Raw genomic sequence first — 13,694 nt, 5'->3', positions numbered from 1 at the left:
CGCAGGAATAACTGATGGATATACAAGACTCTTTCCCCCAACGCGTCTGGCAAATTGTCGCCGCAATCCCCGAAGGATTCGTCACTACCTATGGTGATGTCGCCAGACTTGCCGGATCTCCGCGCGCAGCGCGTCAGGTCGGCGGCGTCCTCAAACGGCTTCCCGAAGGCAGCACCCTGCCGTGGTATCGAGTCGTTAATCGCCATGGTGCTATATCGCTGACCGGGCCGGATCTACAGCGCCAGCGTCAGGCATTGCTGTCTGAAGGGGTGGTGGTTTCGGGAAGTGGGCACATCGATTTACAACGTTATCGCTGGGTGTATTAACCCTCCCCTGGCGGAGAGGGTTATGCCAGTCTTAGTACTGCGTAGGTGCAGGGACGGCTGAAGACGGATTCACCTGCGTGGGAGACGTTGACGGCACCGTAGTTGCCGCACCACCGCTGGCCTGAACCGGAACTTCCGTCTGCTGAACAGGAACCAGCGTCAGATCGGCCTTGGTACCGCCCTGGTTGATAACCGGCTGCACGGTGTCCGTAATAAACACCAGTTTGTCGTTCACCATAATGGCTGCACTCAACAAAATACGGGCGTTCGGCTGAATATCTGCCGGGTTAAACGGCAGCACAAAGCTAAATGGCGCCTGCTTCCCTTCAGTACGCACCGCTTTTTGCGACAGAACTTTTGACGGGGCATCCGCCAGCGAAGCGTCCGACAGTGTGACGGTCAGTACGGCATCCGGTGGCAGCGCAACTTTCTGGCGGATCCACACCGTACCAGAAACATTCGGCTGTTGAATTTTTGACTGTGTGTCAGCAATTGACGTAGTAGGGCTTGGCGCAGGTGTCTGAATATCTGCACTTTTATCAGCACAGGCCGCCAGCGCGACCGCAACGGCTAAACCACTTACCATGTGCACGAGTTTCATTAAATTCTCCTTATCGTCAATGCACCAGCGAGAACTTTCCTCGCCAGAAGAGTGGTTAACAAAAACATAACGTGACTAAGTGTGGCACAAAGTAGCTATTTTTGCCTGCAATCGACCGGTAATTCAGACAATTGCACCCATCGGACCACTTTCAAAATTGCGTTATACTCTGCCTACTTCGCTGCGACATCGACATGACCTGGAGAGCACCTATGAGTCTGGCACTAAAAAGTTTGCTGACATTGTTGAATTTGGAAAAAATTGAAGAAGGACTCTTTCGCGGCCAAAGTGAAGACTTAGGATTACGCCAGGTTTTTGGCGGGCAGGTCGTCGGACAGGCGCTGTATGCCGCTAAAGAAACCGTACCGGAAGAGCGGCTGGTGCACTCCTTTCACAGCTACTTTTTACGTCCTGGCGATAGCCAAAAACCGATAATTTACGATGTCGAAGTGCTGCGCGATGGTAACAGTTTCAGCGCTCGCCGCATTGCCGCCATCCAGAACGGGAAGCCCATTTTCTACATGACCGCCTCTTTTCAGGCGCCGGAAGATGGCTTTGAACATCAAAAAACCATGCCGCACGCACCTGGGCCCGACGCGCTGAAATCCGAAACCGAAATTGCCCGTTCAGTAGCGCATCTGCTGCCGCCGCTGTTGAAAGAGAAATTTATCAATGACCGCCCACTGGAAGTGCGTCCGGTGGAGTTTCATAACCCGCTCAAAGGCCATGTCGCCGAACCGGCACGCCAGGTGTGGATCCGCGCCAACGGTACGGTGCAGGACGACCTACGCGTGCATCAGTATCTGCTGGGTTACGCCTCCGACCTGAACTTCCTGCCTGTGGCGCTACAACCGTACGGAATTGGTTTTTTGGAGAAAGGGATTCAGATAGCCACTATCGACCATTCGATGTGGTTCCATCGTCCTTTCAATATCAATGAGTGGTTGCTGTATAACGTCGAGAGCACCTCTGCCTCCGGTGCCCGGGGCTTTGTGCGCGGGGAATTTTATACACAGGACGGCGTGCTGGTTGCCTCTACCGTACAGGAAGGGGTGATGCGCAATCGCAACTGATGTCTTATCCGGCCTACAGACTACATCTGTCGTAGGCCGGATAAGCGTTTAGCGCCATCCGGCAGAGTGAAATATCAAGCGTTGTAGGCGTTTTCACCGTGGCTGTTCACATCCAGCCCTTCGCGCTCCTGCTCTTCCGGTACGCGCAGCCCTACCGTCATGTCCGCCAGCTTATAGCCGATGAAGGCCACCACACCGGACCAGACAATGGTAATCGCCACGCTTTCGAGCTGCACCAGCACCTGATGCCCCATGGTCACGCCCTCAGCAAAACCTACGCCACCCAGCGAACTGGCGGCGAACACCCCGGTCAGAAGACAGCCGACAATGCCGCAAACGCCGTGCACACCGAACACATCGCACGGGTCATCAACGCGCAGAAAACGCTTCAGCATCGTCACGCCCCACAGCCCCGCCAGACCGGCAATTGCCCCGATGATCAACGCACCGCCGACGCCAATGTAACCACAAGCAGGGGTCACGCCAACCAGGCCCGCAATGGCACCAGAACACGCCCCCAGCAGCGACGGTTTACCGCGCAGCGCCCACTCACCGAAGATCCAGCCGAGAATGGCAGCAGCGGTCGCCACCACGGTATTCACAAAGGCCAGCGCAGCGATTTCATTTGCCGTCCCCGCAGAACCTGCGTTAAAACCAAACCAGCCGATGTAGAGAATTGCGGTCCCGGTAAAGACCATCGGCAGGTTATGCGGTTTGAAAGCCTCTTTGCCAAAACCCACACGCTTGCCAATCAGATAAGCGCCCACCAGCCCGGCGATCGCGGCGTTGATATGCACCACCGTCCCGCCCGCAAAATCCAGCGCGCCATGGGAGGCCAACAGACCACCACCCCAGACCATATGCGCAATCGGAATGTAGGACAGCGTCAGCCATACCACCACAAAAATCAGTACCGCAGAGAAGCGAATGCGTTCAGCCAGCGCCCCAACGATAAGTCCAACGGTGATGCAAGCAAATGAGCCCTGGAACGCAACGTGAATGTACTGGTAGAAACTCCCCGTTACCGCCGTCAGGGCAATGTTTTTCAGCATCACCCAGTTGAAGTTGCCGAAGAAACTATTCCCCTCGCCAAAGGCCAGCGAGTAGCCATACACCACCCATAAAATGCAGACCAGTGCGAACGTCACCGTCACCTGCGTCAGCATCGACAGAACGTTCTTGCCACGAATCAAACCGCCGTAAAACAGCGCGATGCCCGGAATGGTCATAAACAACACCAGCGCGGTACATATCATCATAAAGGCGTTATCAGCTTTGTCCGCGACGGCTGGCGCTGCCATCGCCAGTCCCGGCAGCAGTGCCAGTGAAGCGATACCCGTTTTCATCGTTGCTATCTTCATTTTTTGGTTTCCTATCACTGTGTGCCAGAAGTTACAGTGCGGCTTCGTCGGCTTCGCCGGTACGAATACGAATCACACGTTGCAGCTCGGCGACAAAAATTTTGCCGTCGCCAATTTTTCCGGTATAGGCCGACTTGCTGATGACGTCGATCACCTCATCAAGCTGATCGTCGGCAATCGCCACATCAATCTTCACCTTCGGTAAAAAATTGACGCTGTATTCGGCTCCCCGATACAACTCGGCATGGCCTTTCTGTCGACCAAAGCCCTTCACTTCGGTGACGGTCAGCCCCTGAATACCAATAGAAGACAGTGCTTCACGGACGTCTTCCAGTTTGAACGGTTTGATTACCACGGTAACCAGCTTCATAGATCCCCTCCAGTCAGAATTCAGTAGTGGCTGCAGATACACAGGATGAATATTGCAAGGGGTGTGCCAGAAATGAAAAACGCGGGGTGATTCAGGCTCGCAGGGCGCGGCCGGGGTAGAAAAAGAAAAAACGCACTATAACGGTGCATAGTGCGTTACATTTTTGCACCAGATTGTTGATGCCTCTTGAACCAATTTAGCCGTAGGCCTGAAACGCACTGCGCCATCAGGCAATAATGGAATCCTCATGCGCACTGGCCGCCAGCTCTTCACCGGCCAGTTGCAGCTGATACATTTGCCAGTAGCGGCCTTGCGCCGCCAGCAATTGCTGATGTGTGCCGCGCTCGACGGCCTGCCCCCGGTGCAGCACCAGAATGGTGTCTGCTTCCACGATCGTGGAGAGTCGATGGGCAATCACCACCAGCGTAGTGTGTTCGCGCACAGCAGCCAGCGCCTGCTGAATGGCCTGCTCCGTGCCGGAGTCAATACTGGCAGTGGCTTCATCCAGAATCAGTACCTGCGGCGTTTCAACCAGAACCCGCGCCAATGCCAGCAGCTGTTTCTGCCCCACGGACAAATTATTGCCCTGTTCGCCCAATCGGGTGTGAATACCGTCACTCAGACCGCGTGCCAGCTCAGCCAGCTGTACGGTCTCCAGCGCCTGCCACACTCGATCTTCAGAAATATCGCGGCCCAGCGTGACGTTTGCCAGGAAGGTGTCCGCCATCACAACCGGATCCTGCTGCACCATCGCGACGCCCTGACGTAAGACGCCGTGACTCAACGAGGAGAGGGGGCGCCCGTCCAGACGGATCTCCCCTTGCGTCAGCGGATAGTAGCCCATCATCAGGCTGGCGAGCGTACTCTTGCCACTACCGGTATGCCCAACCAACGCCACAAAACTGCGTGAAGGCACGGACAGGCTAATATTTTTCAGCACCAGATTGTCATCGCGATAAGCAAATGACACGTTATCAACCTCAATGTTGCCACTCTTCAGCGGCTGATCATCATCGCCATAATGCTGACGCGGTCTGTCCATCAGTTCGAAGACGCGCTCACCGGCGACAACCGCTTGCTGCAGCATAGATTGTTGGGTCGTCAGCTCAATCAGCGGCTCGTTCAGACGCCCGAGATAGCTGATAAACGCATACAGCACGCCAACCTCGATGGACGAGCCAGAGGTCACGCTGAACAACATCAGTAAACCACAGAGGATCAGGGCGGAAAACAGGCTCAGCAACGGACGCAGTAAAAAACCGTCCAGCCGCAAGGTCTGCATGCGTGCCATGTAGTGCGAACGGCTGGCCTCGCCCATGCGCTCCCCAAAGCGCGCCTGCTGGCGAAACTGTTGGATCACGCTCATACCGTTAATGACTTCATTGAAGCCATCATTGATATCGGCCAGATAGGCACGAACGCGGCGCACAATCGGCGTGCTGTAGCGCTGATAAATCACCATCACCACCATCACCGCCGGGAATATAGCCATCGCCACCAGCGCCATACGCCATTCGAGGCTAAACATCGCCACCAGCATGGCACCAATCAGAGCCGCACTGCGCAGTACCGTTGCCACGACCGTCACGTACAGGTCGCGGATCACTTCAGTATCGTTGGTTACACGAGAGATAAGCTGTCCGACGGGCTGGATGTCAAATTCACTCAACGGTTGGCGCAGCGCAGCATCCATTACATCCGTGCGTAGCTGTTGCACCACACCGACGGCAGCCTGGTTAAACAACAGTGACTGCGCATAGTGCAGTCCCGCCGCCAGCAGTTGCAGACCGACATAAGCCGCAACCAGACCGGCTACCATCGCCAACGGCAAATTGTTTTTCGCCACCATGTTATCAATAAAGTAGCTTATCAGCAGAGGACCGCTGACTTCTGCCGCCGCCGCCACCCACAGCATCACCACCGCAATGCCCAGCGGTTTTCGCCACGGTGAACCATAGCGCAGCAGCCGTTTCAGCGTCGGCCATAATTGCCCAAAGCTACGCATTCGCCGCCTCCTCATTTAACGTAGGGGCATCAGACAGCGCGGCTTCCAGCTGCTGATAGCGATACATATCGCGGTACCAACCGGGTTGCTGGCCCAGCGTGTCATGGTCGCCACGCTGGGCAATATGTCCGTGCTGCATCACGATAATCTCGCTGGCTTCCGTCAGCGCCGACAAGCGGTGGGCGCTGATAATAACCGTTCTTCCCTCGCCCCACTGGCGCAGGTTATGCAGGATCTGATGTTCGGTACGGCCGTCTACCGCCGACAGCGCATCGTCAAGAATCAGAATTTCCGCATTAAGCAGCAGCGCGCGGGCAATAGAAATTCGCTGTTTTTGCCCGCCCGAGAGCATCACGCCCCGCTCGCCCACTTCGGTGTCATATCCCTGCGGCAAACGTAAAATATCCTCATGCACGCTGGCGAGGCGCGCCACATGTTCGATTTCGGCCTGCGTCGCCTGCGGGCGTCCAAGTGCAATGTTATTGCCGACGGTGTCCGAAAACAGGAACGGCGTCTGGCTAACAACTGCCAGCCGACTGCGCCAGCTATCAAGCTGTAAGCGCGTCAGCGGAATGTCATGAAAGCGCACGTCGCCCTGGGTAATATCAAAGTGGCGCTGGATCAGCGACAGAATGGTACTTTTTCCCGCACCGGTCGGCCCACAAATACCCAGCATCTGCCCAGGCTTAAGCTGGAAATTAACGTTTTCCAACGTCGGGCGCGCCATCAGCGGGTAGCTGAATTCACGAATCGCAACCGCCAGTTCCCCGCGCCCTTCCGGCACGGGTTCCGTGCCATCATTAACCACGGGAGCTTCCGCCAACATGGCGCGAATACGGCTGTAGGCGGCGCTACCGCGCTCGACGATATTAAACATCCACGCCAACGCCAGCATCGGCCAAATCATCAGACCGAGATACATCATAAAGCTGGTCAGCTGACCGAGCGTCAGCGAACCGTGAACCACCATCCAGCTTCCACCGCCAATCGCCAGCAGGTTCGCCATACCAATAGCGATATAAATGGTGGGATCGAAGCGGGCGTCGATGCGCGCGACGCGCATATTTTTCTTACCGGTATCCTGCGCATCTGCGGCAAATAAGGCTGACTGCCGGTCCTCCAGACCAAAGGCTTTAATCATGCGAATGCTGGTCAGGCTCTCCTGAGTACGATCGTTGAGGCTGGAGAATGCCGCCTGCGCTTGCTTAAAGCGGTTATGAAGCCGATCGCCGTAACGCTTAATCATCAGCGCCATCACCGGCATCGGTAGCAAGGCAAATAGCGTCAACTCCCAGCTTATTTGCGTAGACATGACGATAAGCACCGCACAGCCCATCACCAGCGAGTCGACCAACGTCAGCACACCTTCTCCGGCGGCGAACACCACCCGGTCAACATCGTTGGTGGCGCGCGCCATCAGATCGCCCGTGCGATGGCGCAGATAAAATTCAGGATGTTGACGGCTCAACTGACGGTAATAATCTTCGCGCAGCTCAACTGCCAGCTGGTAGGATGCCCCAAACAGCAGCACGCGCCAGACGTAGCGCAGCAAATAGACCACCACCGCAATCAGCGCAATTGTGCCAACCCACATTAGCAGGCGTTCGGTCGTGAAGCGTTGAGCCGTCACGCCATCAACAATAATTCCGACCACTTTAGGCGGAATAAGTTGAAGGATAGCGATGATGATAAGCAGGGCCACTGCCCCGAGGTAGCGACGCCACTCCCTGCGAAAGTACCAGCTTAATTGAGCAAATAATCGCACGCGTTATGTCCTGACATGATTTCCGACAATGAGCGCCGGGAGAATTATTCAATAGGTAGAGCAGTTGTGTATTTAATCTGTTCCATCGCAAAGCTTGAGGTAACGTCCGACAACCCCGGCACGCTGTTCACCAGCCGTTTGTAGAAGTCATCATAGCGTTTCATGTCGGCGACCTGCACTCGCATCAGGTAGTCATACTCCCCGGCCATGCGCCAGAATCCCAGTACCTCTGGCATCCCGGTCACTTCAGTCACAAAGCGACAGTACCATTCACTGCTGTGATGCTGCGTTTTGATCAGCACAAAGGCCGTTAACCCAAGTCCCAGCTTTTCGGGATCCAGCAGCGCAACTTTGCCAAGCAGAACGCCGTCATCCTCAAGTCGCTTGAGTCGTTTCCAGCAGGGGGTGGTTGTCAGATTAACGGCATCTGCGAGTGCCTGCAAAGAAAGGGTACAATCCTGTTGCAGCAAGCTGAGCAGCTTGCGGTCAATTTTGTCTAACATATCCACTCCACAGAGAAGAATTTTCTCCCTACATTCTATTTTAAAGGCTAAATGGCAACAATTTTTTCCGTGCTTTTCGTTACTCTAGGCACAAAATGACAAATGGATATTAATGATGAATAGCTCCTGGGTTAAAAACGCCATCAATGAAATCAATGCGGATTATCAACGCTCCGCAGATACTCATCTTATCCGCCTGTCACTTCCGGCGTTCCCGGGGATTCAGCTGTACCTGAAAGATGAAAGTACACATCCGACCGGTAGCCTGAAGCATCGACTGGCGCGTTCACTGTTCCTGTACGGACTGTGCAATGGTTGGATCAAAGAAGGCACCACCATTATTGAGTCGTCTTCCGGCTCCACGGCGGTTTCTGAAGCCTATTTCGCCCGCCTGCTGGGGCTACCGTTTATCGCCGTCATGCCGTCCTGCACGGCAAAACGCAAAGTTGAGCAGATTGAGTTTTACGGCGGTCGCTGCCATTTCGTGGAAAGCGCCTGCGAAATTTATGCCGCGTCTGAACAGCTGGCCCGTGAACTCAACGGCCATTATATGGATCAGTTCACCTACGCCGAGCGCGCTACCGACTGGCGCGGCAATAACAATATTGCCGACAGTATCTTCCGCCAGATGTCATGCGAGCCACATCCCGTTCCCCGCCACATTGTGATGAGCGCCGGAACCGGCGGCACGTCAGCAACCATTGGGCGCTACATTCGCTGCCAGGGTTACGACACCAGGCTGATGGTGGTCGATCCGGAAAACTCTGTTTTTCTGCCATACTGGCAGGCGCGTGACGCCACATTACGCAGCCCGGTGGGCAGTAAAATCGAAGGTATCGGTCGCCCGCGCGTCGAGCCCTCTTTCATTCCGGACGTGGTTGATGAAATGCTGCGCGTGCCGGATGCCGCCAGCGTCGCTACCGCGCACTGGCTGGAAACGCAGTTGGGCCGCAAAGTCGGAGCTTCAACCGGGACCAATATGTGGGGTACGCTGCAACTTGCCGCCCGCATGCGTGAGGCTGGAGAAACAGGTTCACTGGTAACGTTACTGTGCGACAGCGGCGAACGTTATCTTGAGACCTACTACAACCCAGAGTGGGTTAATGCGCATATTGGCGATTTGACACCATGGAAAGCGGAAATCGCCCAACTGCTGAATACCCAGTAAACCGGCAAAAAAAAGCCAGACCTAATGGTCTGGCTTGCTGGAAGGGATCTCTCATTCGGGGGAATAAGGTAGATGCGGATTATCCAGCCAATGTGTTAAAAAGTGCGATACCGCCTGATTGCGACAATGTCCAATCACCGGTAAATCAGGAAGCTCAGCAATTAATTGCGGCATGGCGTTGCCCATAATCAAACCTCGCCCCACGCTGCCCAGCATCTCGCGATCGTTCATCGCGTCACCAAATGCCATGCACTCAGCCATAGAAAAACCTAAATGGTCACTCAGTACCGCCAGCGCGGAGCCTTTGTTACAGCCCAGCGGCAGCACTTCAAGACAGTCTACGGCGGAAAAACAGAGATTTGCCTGCTCACCCAGCGCCTCATTCAATTGAATGCGCAGGCGTATCAGGTCGTCATGATCGCCGCAGAAGCAGATCTTCGTCACCTGATGCGCGGGGATACGTTTCACATCCACGACCTGATAACGGAATCCGCTGTACACATGCGCCTTGAGGATCGACGGGATCTCCTGCCCGGTGAACCATCCATTGTCATTGAAGACATGCATGCTGGCCTGGGTATCCCACTTCTGATGCAGGACGATATCTGCTGCCTCGGGTGCCAGATCCTGACGATGCAGTACATCCCCTTCCAGCGAATGAATACGCGTCCCGTTACCCGTTATCAAAAATGCGTCCAGCGAGAGGGTCCCTAAGATATGACGCATCTCCAGCACATGGCGGCCAGTGGCAAACGTCAGGGTGATGTCGCGTTCACGCAGGCGCGCCAGCGTCGAGAGTGTTTCGTCACCTAAATGGTGATTCGGCATCAGCAGGGTGCCATCCATATCAAATGCAGCCAGACGAGCCATTTCTTTCTCCACACTGTGACGCGGTTAACTTGTGGTTCAGTATCACCTGAGATATACGGAAGTAATAGTGAATAGATAAAACGAATTGTTCCGGGTTTATGTTGCCCGAAGGATGAAGTGCAAATGCGACTTTTGAATCGATTGAATCAGTACCAACGCCTCTGGCAGCCCTCAAACGGAGAGCCGCAGTCGGTCACCGTCGGCGAACTGGCTGAACGCTGTTTTTGCAGCGAGCGCCATGTCCGTACGCTGCTACGCCAGGCACAGGAGGCGGGCTGGCTGGCATGGGAAGCACGCTCAGGACGCGGAAAACGGGGACAATTGCGCTTTTTGGTCACGCCCGACTCGCTGCGTAATACGATGATGGAGCAGGCGTTGCAAAAGGGAGAACAGCGTAGCGTGCTGGAGCTGGCGCAGCTGGCTCCCGGAGAATTAAGAACGCTGCTGCAGCCGTTTATGGGCGGCCAGTGGCATAACGATACGCCAACCCTGCGTATTCCCTACTATCGCCCACTTGATCCCCTCCGCCCCGGCTTTCTCCCCGGTCGTGCCGAACAACATCTTGCCGGGCAAGTCTTCTCCGGACTGACCCGTTTTGACAGTACGACCCAGCGCCCCTGCGGTGATTTGGCCCACCACTGGGATATCTCCGCCGACGGCCTACGCTGGGATTTCTATATTCGCTCCACGCTGCACTGGCATAACGGTGACGTGCTCAGCACCTCGCAGCTACATCAACGCCTGCAACAGCTGCTGGAGCTGCCCGCGCTCAATAAATTATTTATCAGCGTGAAGCGTATTGAGGTGACTCACCCTCAATGCCTGACGTTTATTTTACATCGCCCCGACTTCTGGCTGGCACACCGTCTGGCCAGCTACAGCAGTCATCTGGCGCACCCGGAACAGCCGCTCGTCGGCACCGGTCCGTTTAGGCTGACGCTGTTTACACCGGAACTGGTCCGTATCGAGAGCCATGACCACTATCACCTCAGCCACCCGTTGCTGAAAGCCATTGAATTTTGGATAACACCGCAGCTTTTCGACCAGGATCTGGGTACCAGCTGCCGCCATCCGGTGCAAATTGCCATTGGCAAGCCTGAGGAACTGCCGATGCTTAGCCAGGTCAGTAGCGGGATCAGCCTCGGATTTTGTTATTTAACACTCAGGAAAAGCGCACGACTGAACGTGCTTCAGGCGCGTCGGCTGGTCAATATCATCCACCGCTCTTCCCTGTTGCAGACGCTTGAGGTGGAAGAGAATCTGATTACCCCAAGCAATGCGCTGCTGCCAGGGTGGACCATTCCGCAATGGGATCAGTTGGATGAAGTGGCCCTGCCGGAAAAACTGACGCTGGTATATCACCTGCCAGTAGAGTTGCACGCCATGGCCGAACAGCTTCGCCAGGTACTGGCAACGCTGGGCTGCGAGTTAACGCTGATTTTTCACAATGCCAAGAACTGGGACGGTGACCATCCTCTGGCCCAGGCCGACCTGATGATGGGCGACCGGCTGATTGGCGAAGCACCAGAATATACACTTGAACAGTGGCTACGCTGCGATCAGCTCTGGCCACATGTTCTGGATGCCCCGGCATTCTCTCATCTACAGGCCACGCTGGATGCGCTGCAAACCCAGGCTAATGAGGATCATCGTCACGCGGCGTTACAGCAGGTTTTCACTAACCTGATGAATGACGCCACGCTAACGCCGCTGTTTAATTACCATTACCGCATTAGCGCCCCACCGGGCGTCAACGGCGTGCGACTCACTCCCAGAGGCTGGTTTGAATTCACCGAGGCCTGGCTGCCGCCGCCTTCATCGTGAAGAAGCTGGTCGACGCCGCGCCCAGGCGCTACCATAGGGTTTTCGTTATTTGTCAGGAAAAACCATGAAACGTGCCGTTGTCGTATTTAGTGGAGGTCAGGACTCCACCACCTGTCTGGCGCAGGCGCTGCATCAGTATGATGAAGTGCACTGTGTGACCTTTGATTATGGTCAGCGCCATCGCGCTGAGATTGATGTCGCACGTGACCTGGCCTTAAAACTCGGCGCACGCGCGCACAAAGTTCTCGACGTCACGCTGCTTAGCGAACTGGCGGTCAGTAGCTTGACCCGCGATAACATTCCGGTACCGGATTACGAACCAGAAGCCAACGGCATTCCCAACACCTTTGTGCCCGGACGTAATATTTTGTTCTTAACGCTGACAGCGATTTATGCATATCAGGTGCAAGCGGAAGCGGTCATTACTGGCGTTTGCGAGACCGATTTCTCCGGCTATCCTGATTGTCGCGATGAGTTTGTCAAAGCACTGAATCATGCCGTAAGTCTGGGCATGGCAAAAGATATCCGCTTTGAAACCCCGTTGATGTGGCTTGATAAAGCCGAAACCTGGGCACTGGCCGACTACTGGGGCAAGCTGGATCTGGTGCGTGAAGAGACGCTGACTTGCTATAACGGCGTTAAGGGCAACGGTTGCGGCCAGTGTGCCGCCTGTAACCTGCGTGCCAACGGCCTGAAACATTATCTGGCGGATAAACCGGCAGTGATGGCGGCCATGAAGCAGAAAACCGGGTTAAAGTAATTTATCGCGATGATAATGCCGGATGGCGACGCTAATGCGTCTTATCCGGCCTACAAATCGGTATCATTTGCAGGCCTGATGTTTGCAGGCCCGGCAATCTTCCCTTACTTCACCATCTGCTCCAGCTTTTCGCGCAACTCCCCTTCCAGCGGCAGCGCTTTCTGCGTTTTTAAATCGATACAGACGAAGGTAATCAACGCATCGGCCACTACCTGCCCTTCCGGCTCTAACGTGATGGTCTGGTTTAACACACCGCTTTTGCCATTTAACTGTTGTACCTGACTGGTGACCGTCAGCAGATCACTCAGCACGGCGGGGCGCCGGTAGTTGATATTAATGTTAACCACCACAAAAGCGATGTTGTGCGCGGTCATCCACTGGAAGCTATCACTGTTTTCCAGACCGTCCCAGCGGGCTTCTTCCAGAAACTCAAGGTAGCGGGCATTGTTAACATGTTGATAGACATCGAGATGAAAACCACGAACTTTGATTTGTGTTTGCATAGCGCAGGAACCCTAATTTGTTTTTATAGGAATAGACTTGAGGATAAGGAGGCCATAACTGGTATGACCTCTACAGTCTGGCAAATTTTCAGCGCTCTGCAAGTTATTAAAGTGTTAAAACAGCCAGGTTACGCTCCACCAGTGAACTGCCCATTCCCGGCACCTGTTTTAAGTCATCAACCGTTTTAAACGGCCCGTACTCCTCCCGATAGCTGACAATCGCCTGCGCTTTCTTTAGCCCGACACCATTCATGACCCGCGCTAAATCCTCCGCCGACGCGGTATTGATGCTTACCCTGGTGCCTTCATCATCGCTGGCTTTCGTCGGTACCGTCGCTTTGCTATGCGCCGCACCCGCGCCCTCAGCTTTGGTCTGGACCGCCTGGCTTTTGGCGACCGGTTCCGCGGCCAGAGTACTTTGGCTCACGCCAGCACAGGTTAATGAAAGGGTGATAAGCAGTGCTTTGATTCCATGTTTCATACTGTTTTCTCCTTGTTTGTTAACAGTGGAATCACGATAGCGAGGTGGAGAACGGCAGACAAATGGCAAAATTCAGAAATGGAA

The 13,694-nt window shown here is 54.9% G+C and carries 14 protein-coding genes; 5 read left to right on the top strand and 9 right to left on the bottom strand.

Annotated features, from left to right (window positions below; translation table 11 throughout):
• Window positions 1-14: 14 nt before the first annotated feature.
• Window positions 15-326 carry an MGMT family protein gene (locus FCH32_RS04880; protein ID WP_153879390.1) on the top strand — a complete coding sequence of 104 codons (312 nt, stop codon included), beginning with the start codon at window positions 15-17 and terminating at the stop codon, window positions 324-326.
• Window positions 327-357: 31 nt separating this feature from the next.
• Here the strand turns inward: FCH32_RS04880 and FCH32_RS04875 are convergent, their stop codons facing one another.
• Window positions 358-927: a YbaY family lipoprotein gene (locus FCH32_RS04875; RefSeq protein ID WP_115259223.1), complete on the bottom strand. Its 570-nt coding sequence runs from the start codon at window positions 925-927 to the stop codon at window positions 358-360.
• Between the two features lie 212 nt (window positions 928-1,139).
• On the opposite strand from FCH32_RS04875, the gene tesB reads away from it, so the two are divergent.
• A complete protein-coding gene (gene tesB / locus FCH32_RS04870) occupies window positions 1,140-2,000 on the top strand; it encodes an acyl-CoA thioesterase II (protein WP_115259224.1) in 861 nt (286 codons plus the stop codon).
• Window positions 2,001-2,074: 74 nt separating this feature from the next.
• Here tesB and amtB read toward each other — a convergent pair whose 3' ends face one another.
• The 5 genes from amtB to decR form a co-directional block, all read right to left on the bottom strand.
• Window positions 2,075-3,361: an ammonium transporter AmtB gene (gene amtB / locus FCH32_RS04865; RefSeq protein ID WP_096758050.1), complete on the bottom strand. Its 1,287-nt coding sequence runs from the start codon at window positions 3,359-3,361 to the stop codon at window positions 2,075-2,077.
• 31 nt (window positions 3,362-3,392) lie between these two features.
• Window positions 3,393-3,731 (bottom strand): P-II family nitrogen regulator, encoded by a 339-nt coding sequence (gene glnK / locus FCH32_RS04860; RefSeq protein WP_096758051.1) that lies wholly within the window; start codon window positions 3,729-3,731, stop codon window positions 3,393-3,395.
• Window positions 3,732-3,957: 226 nt separating this feature from the next.
• Window positions 3,958-5,736, bottom strand: a complete 1,779-nt coding sequence (locus FCH32_RS04855) for a SmdB family multidrug efflux ABC transporter permease/ATP-binding protein (protein ID WP_174360588.1) — start codon at window positions 5,734-5,736, stop codon at window positions 3,958-3,960.
• Window positions 5,729-7,501 carry a SmdA family multidrug ABC transporter permease/ATP-binding protein gene (locus FCH32_RS04850; protein WP_174360587.1) on the bottom strand — a complete coding sequence of 591 codons (1,773 nt, stop codon included), beginning with the start codon at window positions 7,499-7,501 and terminating at the stop codon, window positions 5,729-5,731. The genes FCH32_RS04855 and FCH32_RS04850 overlap by 8 nt, the downstream gene beginning before the upstream one ends.
• 44 nt (window positions 7,502-7,545) lie before the next feature.
• The gene (gene decR / locus FCH32_RS04845) at window positions 7,546-8,004 is read right to left on the bottom strand and encodes a DNA-binding transcriptional regulator DecR (protein ID WP_164496612.1); all 459 of its coding nucleotides are present in this window, start codon (window positions 8,002-8,004) and stop codon (window positions 7,546-7,548) included.
• 112 nt (window positions 8,005-8,116) lie between these two features.
• On the opposite strand from decR, the gene FCH32_RS04840 reads away from it, so the two are divergent.
• Window positions 8,117-9,172, top strand: a complete 1,056-nt coding sequence (locus tag FCH32_RS04840) for a PLP-dependent cysteine synthase family protein (protein WP_219921364.1) — start codon at window positions 8,117-8,119, stop codon at window positions 9,170-9,172.
• A gap of 51 nt (window positions 9,173-9,223) precedes the next feature.
• Here FCH32_RS04840 and cof read toward each other — a convergent pair whose 3' ends face one another.
• On the bottom strand, window positions 9,224-10,042 hold the full coding sequence (cof, locus tag FCH32_RS04835) for an HMP-PP phosphatase (RefSeq protein WP_115259227.1): 819 nt from the start codon (window positions 10,040-10,042) through the stop codon (window positions 9,224-9,226).
• Window positions 10,043-10,165: 123 nt separating this feature from the next.
• Here cof and FCH32_RS04830 point away from each other — a divergent pair, with 123 nt between their 5' ends.
• Window positions 10,166-11,866 carry an SgrR family transcriptional regulator gene (locus FCH32_RS04830; RefSeq protein WP_174360586.1) on the top strand — a complete coding sequence of 567 codons (1,701 nt, stop codon included), beginning with the start codon at window positions 10,166-10,168 and terminating at the stop codon, window positions 11,864-11,866.
• A gap of 64 nt (window positions 11,867-11,930) precedes the next feature.
• Window positions 11,931-12,626: a 7-cyano-7-deazaguanine synthase QueC gene (gene queC, locus FCH32_RS04825; protein WP_174360585.1), complete on the top strand. Its 696-nt coding sequence runs from the start codon at window positions 11,931-11,933 to the stop codon at window positions 12,624-12,626.
• A 104-nt stretch (window positions 12,627-12,730) separates the two neighbouring features.
• On the opposite strand, the gene fadM is transcribed toward queC, so the two are convergent.
• Window positions 12,731-13,129: a long-chain acyl-CoA thioesterase FadM gene (gene fadM / locus FCH32_RS04820; RefSeq protein ID WP_096758059.1), complete on the bottom strand. Its 399-nt coding sequence runs from the start codon at window positions 13,127-13,129 to the stop codon at window positions 12,731-12,733.
• A gap of 106 nt (window positions 13,130-13,235) precedes the next feature.
• Complete coding sequence (locus tag FCH32_RS04815; RefSeq protein WP_096758060.1) at window positions 13,236-13,610, bottom strand: helix-hairpin-helix domain-containing protein; 375 nt, start codon at window positions 13,608-13,610, stop codon at window positions 13,236-13,238.
• Between the last annotated feature and the right edge of the window lie 84 nt (window positions 13,611-13,694).

The organism is Citrobacter gillenii (assembly GCF_013337685.1).
Taxonomy (GTDB): Bacteria; Pseudomonadota; Gammaproteobacteria; order Enterobacterales; family Enterobacteriaceae; genus Citrobacter; species Citrobacter gillenii.
This window is presented reverse-complemented; position numbering and strand designations above follow the sequence as displayed.